General features: G+C 68.7%; 19 protein-coding genes. 12 read left to right on the top strand and 7 right to left on the bottom strand.

Annotation, left to right across the window (positions count from 1 at the left end; genetic code table 11):
* Nucleotides 1-13 precede the first annotated feature (13 nt).
* Nucleotides 14-2,314 (bottom strand): isocitrate lyase ICL2, encoded by a 2,301-nt coding sequence (gene aceA, locus AC5Y3P_RS19595; protein ID WP_500047599.1) that lies wholly within the window; start codon nt 2,312-2,314, stop codon nt 14-16.
* Nucleotides 2,315-2,455: 141 nt separating this feature from the next.
* Here aceA and tpx point away from each other — a divergent pair, with 141 nt between their 5' ends.
* The 4 genes from tpx to AC5Y3P_RS19575 all read left to right on the top strand — a co-directional run bounded on the left by tpx (nt 2,456) and on the right by AC5Y3P_RS19575 (nt 6,562).
* Nucleotides 2,456-2,953: a thiol peroxidase gene (gene tpx, locus AC5Y3P_RS19590; protein ID WP_500047598.1), complete on the top strand. Its 498-nt coding sequence runs from the start codon at nt 2,456-2,458 to the stop codon at nt 2,951-2,953.
* Nucleotides 2,954-3,186: 233 nt separating this feature from the next.
* Nucleotides 3,187-3,843, top strand: a complete 657-nt coding sequence (ripD, locus tag AC5Y3P_RS19585) for an NlpC/P60 family peptidoglycan-binding protein RipD (protein ID WP_500047597.1) — start codon at nt 3,187-3,189, stop codon at nt 3,841-3,843.
* Between the two features lie 32 nt (nt 3,844-3,875).
* Nucleotides 3,876-4,652: a hypothetical protein gene (locus AC5Y3P_RS19580; RefSeq protein WP_500047595.1), complete on the top strand. Its 777-nt coding sequence runs from the start codon at nt 3,876-3,878 to the stop codon at nt 4,650-4,652.
* Nucleotides 4,653-4,744: 92 nt separating this feature from the next.
* Nucleotides 4,745-6,562, top strand: a complete 1,818-nt coding sequence (locus AC5Y3P_RS19575; RefSeq protein WP_500047594.1) for a fatty acyl-AMP ligase — start codon at nt 4,745-4,747, stop codon at nt 6,560-6,562.
* 12 nt (nt 6,563-6,574) lie between these two features.
* On the opposite strand, the gene AC5Y3P_RS19570 is transcribed toward AC5Y3P_RS19575, so the two are convergent.
* A complete protein-coding gene (locus tag AC5Y3P_RS19570; RefSeq protein ID WP_500047593.1) occupies nt 6,575-8,128 on the bottom strand; it encodes a class I adenylate-forming enzyme family protein in 1,554 nt (517 codons plus the stop codon).
* 22 nt (nt 8,129-8,150) lie between these two features.
* Complete coding sequence (locus AC5Y3P_RS19565) at nt 8,151-8,924, bottom strand: enoyl-CoA hydratase/isomerase family protein (protein WP_500047592.1); 774 nt, start codon at nt 8,922-8,924, stop codon at nt 8,151-8,153.
* A 62-nt stretch (nt 8,925-8,986) separates the two neighbouring features.
* Between AC5Y3P_RS19565 and AC5Y3P_RS19560 the strand changes: the two genes are divergently transcribed.
* Nucleotides 8,987-10,318 (top strand): NAD(P)/FAD-dependent oxidoreductase, encoded by a 1,332-nt coding sequence (locus tag AC5Y3P_RS19560; RefSeq protein ID WP_500047591.1) that lies wholly within the window; start codon nt 8,987-8,989, stop codon nt 10,316-10,318.
* Nucleotides 10,319-10,330: 12 nt separating this feature from the next.
* Here the strand turns inward: AC5Y3P_RS19560 and AC5Y3P_RS19555 are convergent, their stop codons facing one another.
* Nucleotides 10,331-10,558 carry a hypothetical protein gene (locus AC5Y3P_RS19555; protein WP_500047590.1) on the bottom strand — a complete coding sequence of 76 codons (228 nt, stop codon included), beginning with the start codon at nt 10,556-10,558 and terminating at the stop codon, nt 10,331-10,333.
* 228 nt (nt 10,559-10,786) lie between these two features.
* On the opposite strand from AC5Y3P_RS19555, the gene AC5Y3P_RS19550 reads away from it, so the two are divergent.
* The 4 genes from AC5Y3P_RS19550 to AC5Y3P_RS19535 all read left to right on the top strand — a co-directional run bounded on the left by AC5Y3P_RS19550 (nt 10,787) and on the right by AC5Y3P_RS19535 (nt 13,429).
* Nucleotides 10,787-11,629: an SH3-like domain-containing protein gene (locus AC5Y3P_RS19550; protein ID WP_500047589.1), complete on the top strand. Its 843-nt coding sequence runs from the start codon at nt 10,787-10,789 to the stop codon at nt 11,627-11,629.
* Nucleotides 11,630-11,678: 49 nt separating this feature from the next.
* The gene (gene scnC / locus AC5Y3P_RS19545) at nt 11,679-12,386 is read left to right on the top strand and encodes a thiocyanate hydrolase subunit gamma (RefSeq protein ID WP_500047588.1); all 708 of its coding nucleotides are present in this window, start codon (nt 11,679-11,681) and stop codon (nt 12,384-12,386) included.
* Nucleotides 12,383-12,766, top strand: a complete 384-nt coding sequence (locus AC5Y3P_RS19540; RefSeq protein WP_500047587.1) for a thiocyanate hydrolase — start codon at nt 12,383-12,385, stop codon at nt 12,764-12,766. The genes scnC and AC5Y3P_RS19540 overlap by 4 nt, the downstream gene beginning before the upstream one ends.
* A 111-nt stretch (nt 12,767-12,877) precedes the next feature.
* Entirely contained in the window at nt 12,878-13,429 is a 552-nt protein-coding gene (locus AC5Y3P_RS19535) for a hypothetical protein (protein ID WP_500047586.1), read from the top strand.
* A gap of 3 nt (nt 13,430-13,432) precedes the next feature.
* Here AC5Y3P_RS19535 and AC5Y3P_RS19530 read toward each other — a convergent pair whose 3' ends face one another.
* The gene (locus tag AC5Y3P_RS19530) at nt 13,433-14,038 is read right to left on the bottom strand and encodes a class I SAM-dependent methyltransferase (protein ID WP_500047585.1); all 606 of its coding nucleotides are present in this window, start codon (nt 14,036-14,038) and stop codon (nt 13,433-13,435) included.
* A 75-nt stretch (nt 14,039-14,113) separates the two neighbouring features.
* Here AC5Y3P_RS19530 and AC5Y3P_RS19525 point away from each other — a divergent pair, with 75 nt between their 5' ends.
* Nucleotides 14,114-14,824 (top strand): carbonic anhydrase, encoded by a 711-nt coding sequence (locus AC5Y3P_RS19525; RefSeq protein ID WP_500047584.1) that lies wholly within the window; start codon nt 14,114-14,116, stop codon nt 14,822-14,824.
* Between the two features lie 10 nt (nt 14,825-14,834).
* On the opposite strand, the gene AC5Y3P_RS19520 is transcribed toward AC5Y3P_RS19525, so the two are convergent.
* Complete coding sequence (locus tag AC5Y3P_RS19520) at nt 14,835-15,458, bottom strand: FKBP-type peptidyl-prolyl cis-trans isomerase (protein ID WP_500047583.1); 624 nt, start codon at nt 15,456-15,458, stop codon at nt 14,835-14,837.
* 101 nt (nt 15,459-15,559) lie between these two features.
* Here AC5Y3P_RS19520 and AC5Y3P_RS19515 point away from each other — a divergent pair, with 101 nt between their 5' ends.
* Nucleotides 15,560-17,152 (top strand): threonine/serine exporter family protein, encoded by a 1,593-nt coding sequence (locus AC5Y3P_RS19515; protein WP_500047620.1) that lies wholly within the window; start codon nt 15,560-15,562, stop codon nt 17,150-17,152.
* An 18-nt stretch (nt 17,153-17,170) separates the two neighbouring features.
* On the opposite strand, the gene AC5Y3P_RS19510 is transcribed toward AC5Y3P_RS19515, so the two are convergent.
* Complete coding sequence (locus AC5Y3P_RS19510; RefSeq protein ID WP_500047582.1) at nt 17,171-17,536, bottom strand: RNA-binding S4 domain-containing protein; 366 nt, start codon at nt 17,534-17,536, stop codon at nt 17,171-17,173.
* Between the two features lie 87 nt (nt 17,537-17,623).
* Here AC5Y3P_RS19510 and AC5Y3P_RS19505 point away from each other — a divergent pair, with 87 nt between their 5' ends.
* Nucleotides 17,624-18,976 carry a TIGR01777 family oxidoreductase gene (locus AC5Y3P_RS19505; protein WP_500047581.1) on the top strand — a complete coding sequence of 451 codons (1,353 nt, stop codon included), beginning with the start codon at nt 17,624-17,626 and terminating at the stop codon, nt 18,974-18,976.
* The last annotated feature ends 4 nt before the right edge of the window (nt 18,977-18,980 follow it).

Genomic DNA, 18,980 nt, shown 5'->3' with positions numbered 1-18,980 from the left:
TCGAGGTGCTGGGTCAGTCCTCCTTGCGGATCAGCCGGCCCAACGCCTCCCGGTCCGGTGCCAGCAGCTCGTCGATGCGGGCCTGGTTGACGTCGGCGACGATGATTTCGCCGACCTCCTGATAGACGTTGCTGAAGATGCCGTGCGACTTCATCTTCTCGGTTTGGTAGATGTTGTCCTCGGTCGGCGTCACGTAGTACACGATCTCGGGTTTGAACCGGTGGATCAGCCACAGGTGGATCACGTCCATCAGGCGCTTCTTGCGCATCTTCTCGGCGAACGTGTTCTGGTCGCGCACGGTCAAGATGTTGCGGCCGTGCCGGTCCTTGATCGGGTCGACGACGGCATTGGCCAGCGGTTCCTCGCCGTCGCCGTAGATGCCGAGGTCAAGCACGTCGGAGCCGGCCCGCCGGGGCCGGAGTTGCACCCGCAGCGTCTCGCCGAGCTGGTAGTGCTCGCTCCACAACGCCAACCACTCTTCGAGCAGCTTCTTGGGCACCTCGGTCTGCACCAGATGCTGATGCTGGGTGGAGCCCTTGCCCATCGCCTTGGTGGTGGCGGTGCGTCCCGACGACGCCGCCAACGCGGCATCGCTGCGCGGCCCACCCACCAGCGTTTGCGGTGTGCGGTAAGGGGATTCGACCAACCGCATCTTGCGTTGCAGCCGCGCCAGCGCCAGCATGCCGTCCTGTTTGAGCGCGGTGGCGAACTCCTCGGAGGCCACCCCGTCGACCTGGTGACCGCCGTAGGTGATGAAGTTGAAGACGAACCCCATCTTGGCCAGTTCCTCGGGGAAGGCCCGCATTTCCTCGTCGGTCATACCGGTGGTGTCCCAGTTGAACGACGGCGAGAGGTTGTAGGCGAGCATCTGATCCGGGTACACCGCGTGCACGGCGTCGGCGAACTCCTTGGCGTCGGCCAGATCTGCGGTCTTGGTCTCCATCCACAGAATGTCGGCGAACGGTGCGGCGGCCAGCGACTTGGCGATGGCATACGGAATCCCGCCCCGCACTTGGTAATAACCCTCTGGCGTGCGGGCGCGCTCGGCGTCCCAGGCGGTGTCGGCGCCCAACTCGCGGGCCTTCTCCCGGGCCGCGTACAGCGACGCGCGGCCGGCGAACGCGCGCCACTCGGCAGCGCTCATGGCCGGCGACTCACCTTCCTGGGTGCGGAACTCCAGCAGCTCGGCCACCGCATCGCCGTAGGTGTTCAGCCCGGCGTCGTCCTGCCAGGCGTCGACGAACTTCGACTCCACGGCGTCGAACAACTCGTCGACCGAACTGGTGGGGTCTTGCTGCCAGGTTGCGGCGGCCTCGTCGATCACCTCCAGCAGGTTGTGGCGTTCCAACCAGGCCGTGCCGGCCTGGTACTCGCCTTCGGGCAGCGCGTAGAGCAGGTGACCGCGCAGGTCGGTCAGGCCGGACTCGTGGAAGCGCCGGACCATCGCCAGATAGCAGGCCTTGTACGGCGGTACCCGCAGGTTGGTGGCGCCGAGCAGGAACGGTTGGTCCCGCTCGTCGCCGCGGCTGTCGATCAGGTTGGCCGCCTCGGCGTCGGTGCGCGCCACGATGATGCCCGGCACCCGCATGATGTCGAGTTGGAACCGCGCGGTGTTGAGGCGTTTGATCTGCTCATCGGAGGGCACCAGCACCTTGCCGCCCTGATGGCCGCATTTCTTGGTGCCGGGACGCTGGTCCTCGATGTGGTAGCCCGGCACGCCGGCTTCGACGAACCGCCGGATCAGGTTGCGGACGTGCGGATCTCCGCCGTGGCCGGTGTCGGCGTCGGCGATGATGAACGGCCGGTAGTCGATCACCGGGCTGGTGGCGCGTTGTTCGGGGGTCATCTGCAGCCGCAGGTACTGCTGGTTGCGGTCGGCGGTGAGCAGGGCGCGGACCAGTCCGGCGGCTTCGTCGGGCACCTGGGACAGCGGGTAGCTGGCCAGGTCGGGTCCGGGATCCTCGCTGATCGAGCCCTTGGCCGAGGTGGCCCAGCCGCCGAGATAGATGCCTTCGATACCGATCCGCTTCATCGCCACGGCCTGGCCGGGGGAGTACGGCCCGAAGGTGGTGATGCTCTTCTTGGCGGCGAACAGCGCACGTAGGTGCGGGTAGAACTCTTCGGCTGCTACCCGCGCCACGGTGTAGTCGGCGGGAATGGTGCCGCGCTGCTCGGCGACCTGGCGGGCCGAGTAGAGCCGGGTGATGCCCTCGAATCGGGGACTGTCGAAGTACTTCTGGGTGGCCTCGACGTCGGCGCTGAACGCCTGGTCGGACGAGGCCAGTGCCTTGTCATCCGCATCGATGGTGGTCATGCCCTACACTAAGTCGTGCACCGGCCCGGCCGGGCGTATTCGGCCCGACCCGGCGTGCTGCCCGCCGATCCCCGCCGACTTCCGCACCGGTTTCCACCCCTGGGCCACCGAGCGGTTGCCCGAGTTGGCAGGATGGGGTCCATGGCACAGATAACCTTGCGCGGAAATCAGATCAACACCGTGGGCGAATTGCCCGCCGTCGGTTCGCCGGCGCCGTCGTTCACCCTGACCGGCACCGACCTCGGCTCCGTCGAGAGCAGCCAGTTCAGCGGTAAGCCGGTTCTGCTGAACATCTTTCCGTCGGTCGACACCCCGGTGTGCGCGACCAGCGTCCGGACCTTCAACGAGCGCGCCGCGGCCGGCGGCGCCACCGTCGTGTGCGTCTCCAAGGATCTGCCGTTCGCCCAGAAGCGGTTCTGCGGCGCCGAGAACATCGAGAACGTGGTGAGCGGTTCGGCGTTCCGCAGCAGCTTCGGTGAGGACTACGGCATCGCCCTGGCCGACGGCCCGATGGCCGGTCTGCTGGGCCGCGCGGTCGTGGTGATCGGCGCCGACGGCAACGTCGCCTACACCGAGTTGGTACCCGAGATCGCCCAGGAACCGGACTACGACGCCGCCTTGGCGGCGCTGGCCGGCTGAGCACCGGCGACTTCTGTCCTCGAGGGTGGGTACGCGCGACTCCGCGCATACCCACCCTCGAGTGCTTTCAGGCCCCGCCCGGTCACCGACTGGTCACGTTCTGACAACTCATTGGCCTTGAGCCGCCTTGTGATTGGGCATGCCCGCCGCACGCAGGTACAACCGAATGGGCGGCGTGTGCCGCCATGGCGGACGGCCCGACGCAACCGGGGCCGAGAGAGTGGACGTAGACGATGAAGCGCCTCTACACCGTGCTGGTGGCCGGTCTCGTGCTGGCCGTTGTCCTGCCCGTCGCCCCGGCGGTCGCGTACCCCGCGCTGCCGACGCGCAACCAGCAAGCCATCGACTACGTCATCGCCCGCGCGATGTCGCAGCGCGGTGTGCCGTACACCTACGGCGGCGGCGACGCCAACGGACCCAGCAAGGGTGTGCGCCGCGCGGTGACCCCGGAACCGGTCGCCCCGTCGGATTTGGTGCCCGGCCTGGGTCTGGCCCAGACCGGTCCGCTCGCGCCCGGCCAGAGCGTGACCGCGCCGGCGCTGACCCCGGATGCGGCCGTCACACCGAACCCTGCGGTGGCCCCGGTGCCCGCGGTGGACCCCAGCGCCGACGTCGTCGGCTTCGACGCCTCCGGGTTGATCGTGTACGCCTTTGCCGGCGTCGGGTTGAAGCTGCCGCGTTCCTCGGGCCAGCAGTATGCGGCGGCCCGCAAGGTGGCGCCGGCGATGGCCCTGCCCGGCGACTTGATCTTCTACGGACCCAACGGTGACCAGAGCGTCGCACTGTTCCTGGGCAACGGCATGATGCTGGAAGCCACCACCCCGGCCGTCACGGTTTCACAGGTGCGGACTTCCAACATGACGCCCTATTTGGGGCGCTTCATCGAGTGAGCTTGAAACGGCGACCAATACACTGACCGTCCATGGGCATCTTCTTCGGATTCGCGCCGTGGATCGTCTACTGGATCCTGGTCGGCAATGTGCCGTTTGGTACGGCGGTACTGATCGCACTGGCGATCGCGCTCGGCGCATTCGCGTTGGGCCGACTCAAGGACGCACCGGGACGCACCCTGCAGATCGGCGGCATCGCCACCTTCGGGGCGCTCGCCGTCCTGACCTTCACGGTCAGCCAGACCTTCATGGAGCAGTGGATCCAGCCGCTGAGCAACCTGGGCATCTTCCTGGTCACGCTGGTCGGCGCGGCGGCCGGCAGACCGTTCGTGCGGGAGTTCGCCGAAGTCAGTCAGCCGCCCGAGGTCATCGAATCCGACCTGTTCGCCGCCATCACGACCCGGCTGACCTGGATCTGGGTCGCGCTGTTCGCGGGTATGACGATCTCTTCGGCCATCCCGCCGATCGTGTATGGCGAGGCCACTATCCTGGACACCAAGACGCCGCTGTCGTTCGTCTGCTACTGGGTCATCCCGTTCGCGCTGCTGGGTATCGGGGCGCTGGTGTCCCGGATCCTGCCGGACCGGATGAAGCTACCCAACGACGTGGTTCGCAAGACCACGTTCGTGGCCTACAGTGAGGCCGCCATCGACGAGCTCTACTACCTGGCCCGCGAGCACGCGCTGCGGGAGGCCGGACCCGGTTGGGAAGTCGTCGACGTGACCGTCGGTGCCAAGGGTATCCCGCTGGTCGGCGACGAGTCCCGGCTGTCCTGGCCGTCGTCCTACAAACTGCGCGAACGCGACTGAGCCAGCGGCGCAGCCACATTGGTGACCTAAGTCCTCGCGGCCGGACCCGTTGCGATCTGGACCTCGACGAACCGGCACTTAGACTCGTGGTCATGTCCGGATCCGAGGATAGGTATCAGGCCCCGCCGGGGCTGTTGCGCATCGAGGACTGCCTGGACGACGACGGCGGCGTGGTACTGCCGCCCGGGACCACGCTGATTTCGCTGATCGACCGCAACGTCGCCAATGTCGGCGACACCATCGCTTACCGGTTCCTGGACTTCTCCCGCGGCGAGGACCCGATCGTGCACGAGCTGACCTGGGCGCAGCTCGGGGCGCGGCTGCACGCCATCGCGGCTCGGGTGCAGCAGCACGCCGACCGTGGCGATCGGGTGGCGATTCTGGCGCCGCAAGGTCTGGACTACATCGCCGGGTTCTTCGGCGCCATCAAGGCCGGTGCCATCGCGGTGCCGCTGTTCGCACCCGAACTGCCCGGGCACGCCGAACGTTTGGACGTCGCACTGCGCGACGCGCGACCGTCGGTGGTGCTGACCACCTCGGCAGCGGTCGAGGAAGTGCGCGCATTCCTGGCCACCCTGCCCGAGCAGCTGACACCGGAACTCTTGGTGCTCGACGACATCCCGGATTCGGCCGGTGCAACGTTCACCGACGTGCACCTCGACGTGCATGACGTCTGCCATCTGCAGTACACCTCGGGGGCGACCCGGCCGCCGGTCGGAGTGGAGCTCACGCACCTGGCGGTCGGCACCAACCTGCTGCAGATGATCTTGTCGATCGACCTGCTGGACCGCACCACGCACGGCGTCAGCTGGCTGCCGCTCTACCACGACATGGGACTGTCGATGATCGGCTTCCCGGCGGTCTACGGCGGACATTCCACCTTGATGTCGCCGGCCGCCTTCATCCGCCGCCCGCAGCGCTGGATCCGTGCGCTGTCCGACGGGTGCCGGATCGGCCGGGTGGTCACGGCCGCACCCAACTTCGCCTACGAGTGGGCCGCGGCGCGCGGTCGACCCGATCCGGGCGAGGACATCGACCTGAGCACGGCGGTGCTGATCATCGGTTCCGAGCCGGTCAGTCCGTACGCGATCGCGGCCATGAACGAGGCGTTCGCGCCCCACGGTCTGCCCGCGACCGCGATGAAACCGTCCTACGGGATCGCCGAGGCAACCCTGTTCGTGTCGACCATCGCGCCCGAGGAGCAGGCCGAGGTGGCCTATTTGGACCGCACCGAACTGACCCGCGGCCGGGCCGTCGAATGCGGTGCCGATGCGCCCGAAGCGCTGCCCAGCGTGTCCTGCGGTCAGGTGGCCCGCAGTCTGTGGGTGGTGATCGTCGACCCGGAAACCGGCGAGGAGCTACCGGACGCGCGGGTCGGTGAAATCTGGTTGCAGGGCAACAACATCGGGCGTGGCTACTGGGATCGCCCGGCGGAAACCGCCGAGGTGTTCGGTGCCACGCTGGCGCGCCGGCTGGCCGACGGCAGCCACGCCGACGGCGCTGCGGACAGCGGCTGGCTACGCAGCACCGACGTCGGGATGTACCTGGACGGTGAACTGCACGTCACCGGCCGGCTGGCCGACCTGGTGGTGATCGACGGTGCCGTGCACTATCCGCATGACCTGGAAGACACCGTCGCCGAGTCGTCTGCGGTGATCCGGCGCGGCTACGTGGTCGCCACCACCGACGCCGACGGTGAGCTGGTGATCGTCGCCGAACGCGCGGCCGGCACCCGGGGCGCAGATCCAGGACAGGTGGCCCAGGCCGTGGGTGCGGCGGTCGCAGCCCGGCACGGGCTCAAAGTGGCTGATCTGCGGCTGCTGCCGGCCGGGGCGATCCCACGCACCACCAGCGGCAAGCTGGCCCGGCGCGCCTGCCGCGCCGAATACCTGGCCGGTGCCCTCACCTGATCGAGCGCATGGTCAGCGAACGCCGTCGAAAGCACCGTCAACCACCAACGCGCGCAAACCCTTTCGATCCAACTTGCCGCTGGGCAGGGTCGGGATCCGGTCACTGCTGGTGATCACCCATCGGGTCGGCACCTTGTACGACGACAACTGCTCGGCCACCCGCGCCCGCAGCACCCCGGTGTCCACCGGCTCGGCCCCGGGCACCAGCACGGCGCACACCTCCTCGCCCCGGTCGGGATGCTCGACGCCCACCACCACGCACTGCGCGACGGCAGCGACCTGCTCGATGACGGCCTCCACCTCGAGTGGCGACACGTTCGCCCCGGCGGCTTTGATCAGCTCGCTGGTGCGACCCACGTAGAACAGCCGCGGATCGCCGGCGCGCCGGTACACCCGGTCACCGGTGTGATACCAGCCATCGGCATCGAAGGTCTCGGATCGCTCGCGCTTGTTGTAGCCGGCCATCGAACCGATACCCCGCACCAGCAGCTCGCCCACCGTGCCGTCGGGCACCGGCCGGCCGCCGTCGTCGACTATCGCGAGCTCGGTGTGCACGAAGCCGCCGGCGGTCTCGGTCATGGTGCGGTGCACCGGATAACCGTCGGGCACATCGGTCATCGCGATGTCCAACGGCCCGCTACGCAGACTGGGCACACTGGACAGGTCACGCTCGGCGAAGCTGGGATGCTCGCGTAGCCGCTGCGTGAACGCGGGCCAGCCGATCACCCCGGTGGCGCGCTCGCGTTCGATCAGGTCCAAAGCGGTACCGGCGTCCAACTTCGGTAGCACCAACAACGTGATCGGCTCGTGCAGCGCACCCATGGCCGCCAGCACGCCACCGATCCAGAAGAACGGCATGGCACACAAGATGATGGCCGGGCCGTCGCAACCGGTGACCGCGCGGATCGCCGCGGGCCAGGTCGAGGTCTGCCGCACCAGCGTGCCGTGCGTGTGCAGGACGCCCTTGGGGTCGGCGGTGGAACCCGACGTGTGCACCATGATCGCCAGGTCGGCAGGGAAGACCTCGGCCTGCGCGGCGGCCAGCACGGCGTCCGGAACACCCGGCTCGTCGGGGTCGAAGCGGCTGGCCCAACTGCGTTCGACCGCGGTGCTGAACACCACCGAGCGCAGGTACGGCGCAGCCGACAGCGCCAACCGATCAGCCTGCTGGCCGGCGCCCAACTCGGGCAGCGCGGCCTCAAGCGCCGCGGCCACGTCGACGTCGAGCACCCGCGGCGGCGCGATCAGCACCGCGATGTCGGCCAACCGGAGCACCTTGGCGATCTCGGCCGGCCGGTACATGGTGCTCAACGGCACCACTACCGCACCGACCCGAGATGCCGCCAGCCACCACAGCGCCCAGTCGACGCCGTTGGGAAAGAACAACCCGACCCGGGTGCCCTTGCCCACCCCGCGGCTCAGCAGCCAGCGCGCTCGCCGCGCCGACTCGGCATCGGCGTGCGCGTAGCTGAGCCGGCCTTCGGATGTGACCAGATAATCGCGGGAGCCGAACTCTGCGACAGCGCGTTGGAGCAGGTCGGGGATGGTCGGTCGCAGTTCAGTCACGATGCCGATCCTGCCGAACCGCTCACCGGCCCCGCCATTCGGGTTTGCGCTTGTCCTGCCAGGCCCGCAGCCCTTCGCCGACGTCGTCGGTGGCGCCGGCCACCTTGCGCATCACCTCACCGAACCGCACCGATTCCACCCAGCCCATGTCAGCGGTCCGCCAGGCCACCTCCTTGGTGGCGCGCTGCGCCAGCGGCGCGGCCTCGGTGAGCGTCTGCGCCCATTGCCGGGCGGCGTCTTGCAGTTCGTCGGGTTCGACCAGCCGCCACACCAGGCCGATCTCCTTGGCCCGCTGCGCACTGATCGGCTTGCCGGTCAACAGCAGTTCCATCGCGTTGGCCCAGCCGACCCGTTGCGGCAGCCGGATCGCGCCGACGATGGTCGGCACCCCGATCCGCACCTCGGGAAACGAAAATGTCGCCTCGGTGCTGGCGATCACGAAGTCGCAGAACAGAACTCCGGTCAACCCGTAACCGATGCACGGCCCGTGCACGGCGGCGATGGTGGGCTTGAAGAGCTCCATCCCGGATTCGAAGCTGTTGATTGTCGGTTTCTCCCAGAACGTTCCACCGAAGCTACCGACCGATCCCTCGCCGTCTTTGAGATCGCCTCCGGCGCAATACACTTCACCGTTCGCGGTCAAGATCCCAACCCAGGCGTCTTCGTCGTCGCGGAACCGGTCCCAGGCGGCGTTCAAATCGGTGCGCATGGCGCCGTTGATGGCATTGCGCGCCTCGGGCCGATTGAGCGTGATGGTGGCGACGTGGCCGGAGCATTCGTAGGTGACCAGACTCATGCACCTCTCTTATGCCACTCGGGCGCCGGTTGGCAAGACGTCGGCTGCACTAGGGTCGGGTGATGGCTAGTGATCGTTTGCGAGTGTTGATCATCGGTGGCGGATTCGGCGGCCTGTTCTGTGCCCGGCGGTTGGGCCGCGCCGACGTGGACGTCACCGTGCTGGACCGCACCGCCGGTCACCTGTTCCAACCGCTGCTCTACCAATGCGCGACCGGGACGTTGAGCATCGGGCAGATCAGCCGGCCGCTGCGCGAAGAGTTCGCCCGCTACCCGAACGTCAAGACACTGCTGGGCGAAGCCATCGAACTGGACCCGGACAACCGGCAGGTCACCGCGCTGCGTCCGGATGAAACCCGGTTCACCGTCCACTATGACGTGCTGGTGATCGCGGCCGGGATGCGTCAGTCCTACCTGGGCAATGAGCAGTTCGCGCAATGGGCACCGGGGATGAAGACCCTCGACGACGCGCTGAGCATCCGGCAGCGGCTGTTCACTGCGTTCGAGATGGCCGAGACCCTCGAGCCCGGACCGGAACGCGACGAATGGTTGACGTTCGCGGTGGCCGGTGGCGGCCCCACCGGGGTCGAACTGGCCGGGCAGATCCGCGAGGTCGCCACCCTGACGTTGGCCAACGAGTTCCACAGCATCGAGCCCGAGGAGGCCCGGGTGCTGCTGTTCGACGGCGGCGAGCGGGTCCTGAAGAGCTTCGCGCCGGAGCTGTCCGGGCGCGCCACCCAGGTGCTCGAGCATCTCGGCGTGCAGATCCGGCTCGGTGTGCACGTCACCGATGTGCGCCGCGACGGCGTGACCGTCAGCCCCAAGGACGGCGGACCCGACGAGGAGTACCGGACCCGCACGGTGCTGTGGACCGCCGGCGTTGAGGCGGTGCCGTTCGCCCGGCACGCCGCCGAGGTACTCGGTGCGCAGACCGACCGCAGCGGCCGGATCCAGGTCGACGCCGACCTGTCGGTGCCCGGACATCCCGAGGTGTTCGTGATCGGCGACCTGGTCGGCCGGGACGGGCTACCCGGGGTGGCCGAGAACGCCATGCAGGGCGGCTGGCACGTGGCCCGCTGCATCAAACGGCAACTGAAGGGCAAACCGCGGCGGGCCTACCGGTATCGCGATCTCGGGTCGGCGGCCTACATCAGCCGCGGGCACGCGCTGTTGCAGGCTGGTCCGGTGAAGTTGACCGGTGCGCCGGGCTGGCTGGGGTGGGGTTTCATCCACATCGCCTTCCTGACCGGGCTGCGCAACCGGGTCAGCACCGTGGCCACCTGGTTGACCACCATCGCGCGGCCTCGACGGCATCAACGCGCGTTCATGCTGGGCAGCGAAGCCGCGCCGCAGCAGCGCTACACCTGGACCCACGACGACCGGCTGGACGCCTGAGGGCGCGCCAGGTCAGGTCAGCGGCAGGAAGTCACCGTTGATCCAGATGCCCCAATGGCCGCCGGCCGGCAGCCAGGCCCACACCACGGGCTGGCCCAACCACACCTCGGTGGGTTTGCGCGGCGCGTTCGGCGGGGCCACCGGATCGGCACTGGCCACCGCGGCGCCGAAGCCCAGTGCGGCACCGGCCATGGTGCCAGCGACTGCCACGGCCGCCAGAGCTGTCTTGAAGAAGGTCATCGGGCACCTCAGCATGTCGATAGCGGTCGTGGACGCCCCTTAGCTTAGCTATCTGCTTACCGTCGCGGTGCGGCCAGGTGCGAGACGCTCAGCCGAAGCCGCCACCGACCGATCGGATGCGTGACTCGGATTCTGTGCCGGTTGCCAGGAAAACAGCCCACGGTCTGGTTATTCTGACGCCACACAGTCCGCGACCTTCGGCGCGCGGCGCACTCGGGGGAGTACTCGATGCCACCAGTCGATGAACGACTACGACGACTCGCTCTGAACTCCAGGTTGGCCAGCACATTTCCGGAAGACCCGGAATGGCCGTTCGCCGACCAGCTCAGCAGCGAGCACTTCTGGGCCTATCTGAAGAACGCCCACGATGTCGGCGGGGAGTTGGACGTGCCCGCGGTCTATGCCAACAAGGAGGAGGAGCACTGGGAGCTGATGACCTACGTGCTCTGCGAAGTCCTTGGCTGGCAAGGCATCTGGGTGTCCGAAGAGCGCCGGCGGCTGGCGAACGTGGATATCGGTCGCTCGATCTACCTGGGTTGGCCCTACTACAGCCGCTGGCTGTGGTCGGTCGGCCGGCTGCTGATCGAGAAGAAACACATCAGTTGGGGTGAGCTGACCGATCGGCTGGCCGAAGTGCAGCAACGCTACGCCGAGGTGCCGCCGGGAACCCATCTGGCTGCCCAGCCCAAGTTCGAGGGCGACGGCTCCGGCGTCGAGCGCAACCAGCACCACCTCCGCGCCCAGGGCATCGGCGATCCACAGGTGTTCGCCGGTCAGGCCGGCCAGGCCAAGTTCGCGGTCGGCGATCCGGTGATCGTGCGGGACCTGCCGGCGATGTTCTACACCCGCACACCGGAATACGTGCGGGGCGCGGCCGGGGTGATCGCGGACCTGGCCTACGAGAGCCCCGCCCCCGAAGACGAGACCTGGGACCGCGAGGACGCCAAACCCGAGTGGTTCTACATCGTCCGGTTCAAACAGACCGAACTGTGGGGTGACACCTACACCGGCCCGCCGAACGACACCCTGCAGACCGAGATTCCCGAGCGGTGGCTGGCCCCGGCCGGCTGACCACACTTCAGCAGCTGCACCGAACCCGCACCCACCGCAAGGGAATTCGATGTCCCACGACCACGACCACGACCACGACCACGATCGCACCGTCAAACCGATGGTGGACGAGATCACCGAGTTCGAGGTGCTCGAAATCGCGCTGCGCGAACTCTGCATCGAAAAAGGCCTGTTCACCGCGGAACAGCACCGGCACTTCACCGAGTTCGCCGAAAACATCGGGCCCACCCCGGCAGCCCGGCTGGTCGCCAAGGCCTGGCTCGACCCGGAGTTCAAGACCCTCGCGCTGACCGACCCGATCGCCGCGTGCAAAGAGGTCGGGGTCGACTGGCTGGCTCCCACCGGATTCGGCACCCCCAGCGACTTCGTCGCGCTGAAGATCCTCGAGGACACCGACGAGGTGCATCACGTCATCGTCTGCGCGCTGTGCTCCTGCTACCCGCGGCCGCTGCTTGGCAACTCACCGGAGTGGTACCGCACCCCGAACTACCGGCGCCGGATCGTGCGCTGGCCCCGACAGGTGCTCTCCGAGTTCGGCCTGCAGTTGCCCGATGGCGTCGAGGTGCGCGTGGAGGACTCCAACCAGAAGCACCGGTTCATGGTGCTACCGATGCGTCCGGAGGGCACCGACGGCTGGACCGAGGATCAGCTCGCCGAGATCATCACCCGTGACTCGCTGATCGGCGTCGCACTGCCCAAGCCGGGCGTGACCACCAACGTCATCACCGCCACCCGACCGGCAGCCAATCCGATATGAGCCGCGAAGACACGGCTTCGGTCCCCGCGCTGGCCGAGCACCCGATCGACACGCTCGAACAGATCGCGGCCTCGCAGCAGACTTGGCCGGTGCTGGCAGCCAAATACGGTGTGCAGAACGATCTTCCGCCGTGGAAGACCAGTTTGGACGGACTCACCGACGCGCTGGACAGCGTCGCGTGCGCCGAGCAGACGCCGGCGCTGACGTTCCAGCAGCGCCGCGACGAGGAAGATGCCCTCGCGGCGACGCGGTACCGGGAGCTGCCGTACCCGGAGAACCAGTTGGTGGCGTTGGCGCATTCGTTGATCGCCCGGGGCGTCATCGACGAGGACGAACTTCGGGACCGACTCGCGGTCATCCGAGCCAGGCTGGAGGCCTGACGTCGCCCCTGCGGACGGATCCGGGTCGGTGGTGCCGGCGCGCACGGCGGCGAACTGTGCGACGATGCTGATTCGGCCCGATTCCGTGCCGCACCCGAGAGGAACCGCTTGATGACCGCAGGCCAGCACAGCCACGCCGCGGCCCGTCGTGCCGTCGTGGGCTTGGCCCTCGCTGGTTTGGCGCTGGCCGGTGCAGCACCGGCGATTGCGGATCCCGGTGCTTCCGAACCAGCTCCGACCGATCCGACGGTGCTGGCCGAAGACCAGTCGATCGTGGTGCCGCACGAACCCGCCGCGCCGAACCCCACGCCGGTGGTGCCCGAGGTGGCCAACCCGAACTACGGCTCGGGATCGGGTCCGCTGGGCACGCTCAAGGACCTGTGGCACCAGGCCCGCAATCCCAGCATGCTGCAAGATCCGGCGCAGACCGGGGCGTCGGCACCGCCGCCGGGTGCCGGTCCCGCGCCCGCGCTGCCGCCGGGCTACGTGTCGTTGAACGCACCCGGCTCCGAAACCGTCTCTACCGCAGCCGAACCCAACACCGGGCCGGAAGCCGGGGGACCGGCGCTGCCGGAGGGTTACTACCCGATCGACGGCCCACCGCCGCCGGGTTATGAGTACCTGCCGGCCGGCACACCGCCGGCCACTGCCCAAACTCCGTAGCGGTCAGGCCGCCCGCAGGATCGCGACCAGGAAGTCGGACTGGTCGGTGAACGGCCGCACATCCCAGGTGGACAGCAGCAGGTCCGGGACCAATCCGGCGGCCTGTACGTCGGCGAAGAACTGACTGAACGCGTAGTCACGGCCGGCGCCGAAGCCGATCACGGCCCGGCCGTCGGCGGCCAGGTGCGCACGCAGCCGACCCAACACCTGCGCCCGGGTGCTCGGCGCCAAGAACGTCATCACGTTGCCGGCCGAGACGATGAGGTCGAACGGTTCGGTGATGCCGCGCGCGGGCAGATCGAGTTCGGCGAGGTCGCCGACCAGCCAGCGTGGGCCGGGATGGTCCTGTTCGGCCGCCTCGATCAGCGCGGGGTCGACGTCGACGCCCACGACGTCGTGACCGGCCGCGCCGAGATATCCGCCCACCCGGCCGGGACCGCAACCGGCGTCCAGGATGCGCGAACCGCGCGGCACCATCGCGTCGATCAGCCGCGCCTCGCCGGCCAGGTCCTCACCTGCGCGCGCCATGGCCCGGAATCGTTCGATGTACCACTCCGAATGTCCGGGATCGATTGCGACCTTTTGCATCCAGATGCTCTGCTCCACCATGCGAGCATTGTCGCAAAGACGACATTCACAACTGATCGGGGAACCAACGGTGGTCAAGACCTGTCACGGCGCAGCATGTTCGGGATCACCGCGGCCGCGGCTGCGACGTTGGCTGCGGCCGGTTGCAGCAAAACCTCTCAACCCGCCGAGATCGAACTGCCCCCGCATCCCGACGTCGTTCCGGAATCAGCACGCCCGTCGATCGCCGATCCCGATGCGGCGCTGGCCGAGCTGCAGGCCGGCAACGAACGGTTCGCGACTGCGCGGATGCAGCATCCGGATCAGGACCCGGCTCGCCGGCTGGCGTTGGCCGAGGGACAGGCGCCGTTTGCGGTGGTACTCAGCTGCTCGGACTCGCGGCTGCCGCCCGAGCTGATCTTCGACCAGGGCCTGGGCGATCTGTTCGTGGTGCGGGTCGCGGGCAACATCGTCGATCCGGCCGGGTTGGGCAGCATCGAATACGCCGTCGGGCACCTGCACACACCGCTGATCGTGGTGCTCGGCCACGAGAGTTGCGGTGCGGTGAAGGCCACCATCGATGCGCTGGAGACGCACGACGAGCCGCACGGTGACGTCGCCGCCCCGGTGGCTGCGATCAAACCGGCGGTCGCCGCGGCCGTCACCGAACCCGGCGACCTGGTCAACAACACCATCCGCGCCAACGCGCTGCGCTCCCGTGACCTGGTGAGCGCCTCAGATCAGCTGTCCGGCCCGATCGACGAGGGCAAGCTCGAGGTCCTGGCCGGCTACTACAACCTGGAAACCGGCCGGGTCGAGATCATCTAGGCAAGGGCGTTCAGCCGACGACGTCGAGGATCTTGATCGCGAAGATGATGGTGTCACCCGGCTGGATTGCGCCGTCCGGGGTGCCGTTCGGGTAGCCGTCTTCCGAGGTCACCGCGACGGCGACGGTGGAGCCCACGTTCTGGCCGGCGATCGCCTTCTGGAAGCCGGGGATGACGCCGGTCAGCGGGAACTCTGCGGGTGTGCCGCGCTGGTAGGCGCTGTCGAACACCGATCCGTCCCGGCCGTTGACACCGTGGTAGCAGACCGACACGGTTGCGGTGTCGGCGACGACGGGTCCGTCCCCGGCCACCAGCGTCTGCACCTGGGTCTCGGTCACGCTGAACGGTGCGCTGACGTTCACCGCCGGGGCCGCAGTATCGGTCGAACCAGCGACCTCGATGCTGCCGGTCGCGCCGTCCAGGGTCCATTCGGGTGCGACGTCGGCGGCGGGGGCCGCGCTCGGGCACGCGCTGGTCGGCGCGTCGACGGTGGTGGTCGACACGGTCTGCACCGACGGCGTGCTGGTCGGCGACGCGGTCGTTTCGGTGTCGGAGCCGCACGCGGCGACGGTCAGTGCGACGGCGGCCGCGCAGGCGGCCAGTGCGACGGAGGAGGACACGCGGGAGGAGTTCATGGCGGTCACGCTACAGACGACCCCGGTCGCGCTCACCCGTACCCCAGAACTGACCGGACGATCAGGCCGGCGGATGCCGAGATCAGTACCCTCCATGGGTGATGGCGCGCGATCAATCCGCCCGACGGGCACCGCTACGTAGCGGGTTGCGTGTTGCCCTGCGCGGCCGACGTGATCCGGCGCCCGGTGCGGGGCAGCGCAACCGACACACGGCCGGTATCAGTGAGTTGTACGCCCGCAAGGTGCTGGACCTGACGATCCGGCTGGCCGAAGTGATGTTGTCGTCCGGTTCCGGCACCGCCGACGTCGTCGAGACCGCCCACGACGTCGCGCAGGCCTACCAGCTGACCGACATCGTCGTCGACATCACCTTCACCACCATCCTGGTCTCGGCGCTGCCGACCGCCGACAGCCCGCCGGTGACCATCGTGCGTTCGGTGCGGACCCGCTCCACCGATTACACCCGGCTCGCTGACGTCGACGAGTTGGTCGGTCAGATCACCTCCGGTGGTGTCTCGGTCGATGAGGCCTACGCGGCCATGGACCAGATCGCCGAGCAACCGCATCCCTATCCGCGTTGGTTGGCCACCGCCGGCTGGGCCGGTTTTGCGCTCGGTATCGCGATGATGATGGGCGGCAGCTGGCTGACCTGTTTGTTGGCCGCGATCACCTCGGCCGTCATCGACCGCGCGGGTCGGTGGCTGAACCGGGCCGGCACCCCGTTCTTCTTCCAGAACGCCATCGGCGCGGCCATCGCGACGTTGGTGGCCGTCGCTGCCTATCGGCTCACCGGCGAAGGTGTCGCGGCGTTGGTGGCCACCGGAATCGTGATGCTGCTGTCTGGGCTGACCCTGGTCGGTTCGATGCAGGATGCGTTGACCGGCTACATGATCACCGCGGTGGCCCGACTCACCGACGCGGTGTTCCTGACCGCCGGCATCGTGGTCGGAATCCTGGCGGTGCTGCAGGCCGCCACCGTGGCCGGGATCCACATCCAGTTGCGGGTGGACATGACCGAATCGTTCATCACCCCGCTGCGTCCGTTGCCGATCACGCTGGCCATTCTCGGTGCCACGTTGGCCGCGATGTGTCTGACGCTGGCCTCCTATGCCCGGCTGCGGTCGGTGGTGACGGCGGGGCTGGTGGCCGGGCTGGCCGAGGCGGTGTTCATCGGTTTGCGCGCCATCGGATTCGGGCAGATCGTGGCGACCGGGATCGCCGCGATCGGCGTCGGGTTCCTGGCGACCCTGATCTCGATCCGACGGCGGGCACCGGCGATCGTGACGTCGACGGCCGGTATCACGCCGATGTTGCCCGGGTTGGCGGTCTTTCGCGCGGTGTTCTACTTCGCGGTGGAGGACCGGTTCAACGACGGTCTGGCCCAGATGCTGGCCGCCGCGGCCACCGCGTTGGCGTTGGGCGCGGGTGTCGTGATGGGTGAATTGCTCGGCTCACCACTGCGTTACGGCGCCGGCCGGACCGGAGACTTCCTGCGCACCGAGGGGCCACCGGGGCTGCGCCGCGCCATGGGCCGGGTGGTGCGACTGAGGCCGACCGAGAAAGCGGCGCCGAACAAGAACCGTAAGTACCGCCGGCACAGCGTGGCCCTGGAACCCACTCCCGCGCGAGAACCCGAACCTGAGCCCGACGGCGAACCAGACCCGCGGTCCGACGACGCGGTCGACGAGACCTGAACCCCGCTCGCGCGCAGTTCAGCGCTGACTGGCCCGCCACTTCTCCAAGGCTCGCCGGTCGCGCTTGGTGGGTCGGCCCGCACCGCGGTCCCGGACCGCCACCGGGATGACGGTCGTCGGCTCCGGGGCAAGTGTGCGGTCCAGATAGCAGGTCACCGCGTCGGCGGCGCCCACCCGCTTCTGGATCACCCGGACCACATCGACGATTCGGGTGCGATCACCCAGCTTCGCCCGGACTTCGTCGCCGGGCACCACGGTCGTCGACGGCTTGGCCGGCCGGTTGTTCACCCGCACGTGCCCGCCCCGGCAGGCCGCCGCAGCATCGGGTCGGGTCTTGGTCAGTCGCACCGCCCACAACCAGCGATCCACCCGGGTCGATTCCATCCCTCCATGATGGCCGAGTCCGGCGGCGACGCGCCGCGGACGGCCGCCTACTTGCCGTAGCTGCCGCGGTGCCGTAGAAGAAGGTGAATGAGCTTGAACTTCGCCAGCGTGGTCGATGCACCGCTCGAGACGGTGTTCGCCTGGCACCAACGTCCGGGCGCCTTCGCGCGGTTGAGTCCGCCAGGGCAGCCGATGCGCCTGGCCGCCGAAGCGCAGTCGCTGCGCGACGGCCGCGCCGAGTTGGTGCTGCCCGGCGGTTTGCGTTGGATCGCGCAACATCGCGCCGAGCTTTACGACCCGCCGCACCGATTCGTCGACGAGCTCAGCAGTACCGGCTTCTCGTCGCTGCCGGTGCGGTTGCTGATGCGGTGGCGGCACACCCATGACTTCGAGGAGGTCGACGACGGTCGCACCCGGGTGATCGACCGGGTCGAGACTCCGGTGCCGGGGCGCTTTCTGCGCCCGATGTTCGTCTACCGGCACCGTCAGCTCGCCGACGATCTGGCCGCCCACCAACGTGCGGCCGCGCACGGCCTGAAACCGTCCACGGTGGCGATCGCCGGCGCATCGGGTCTGGTGGGCTCGGCGTTGACGGCGTTCCTGAGCACCGGTGGCCACCGGGTCATCAGGCTGGTGCGTTCGCCGCCGTCCGGTCCCGACGAACGCCAGTGGCGCCCCGACGATCCGGACCCGGCACTGCTCGACGGCGTCGACGCGCTGATCCACCTGGCCGGCGCCTCGATCGCGGGGCGGTTCACCGACGCGCATCGCCGCGCCATCCGGGACAGCCGGATCGGCCCCACCCGCAAACTCGGCGAGCTGATCGCCCGCGCCGAGCGCGGCCCGTCGGTGCTGGTGTGCGCCTCGGCGGTCGGGTACTACGGCTTCGACCGGGGCGAGGAAACCCTGACCGAGGACAGCGCCCGCGGCGACGGGTTCCTGGCCGACCTGGTCGAGGAGTGGGAAACCGCTGCGCTGACGGCGGCGGCGTCCGGGGCGCGGGTGGTGCGGGTGCGCACCGGCATCGTGCAGTCGCCCGCCGGCGGCACCCTGAAACTCCTGCGTCCGCTGTTCTCGGCGGGCCTCGGTGGACGGATCGGCGACGGCCGACAGTGGTTGCCGTGGATCGGCATCGATGACCTGGTGGACATCTATCACCGCGCGCTGTGGGACGCCGATTTGGACGGTCCGGTCAATGCGGTGGCGCCGAACCCGGTGCGCAACAGCGAGTACACCCAAACCCTGGCCGGTGTGCTGCACCGACCCGCAGTGTTGCCGGTACCGGAAGTCGGCCCGCGCGTGCTGCTCGGAAAGGAGGGCGCCCGGGAACTGGCCAGCGCGAATCAACGCGTGCTGCCGGCCCGGCTGGAAGCTCTCGGGCAGCACTTCCGCTGGCCGCACCTGGAGCCGGCGCTGCGGCACGTGCTGGGCCGCAGCTGACCCG

The organism is Mycobacterium sp. NGS45, assembly GCF_059812645.1.
Note: the sequence above shows the minus strand (reverse complement) of the source record. Positions and strands in the feature narration are given on the sequence as shown.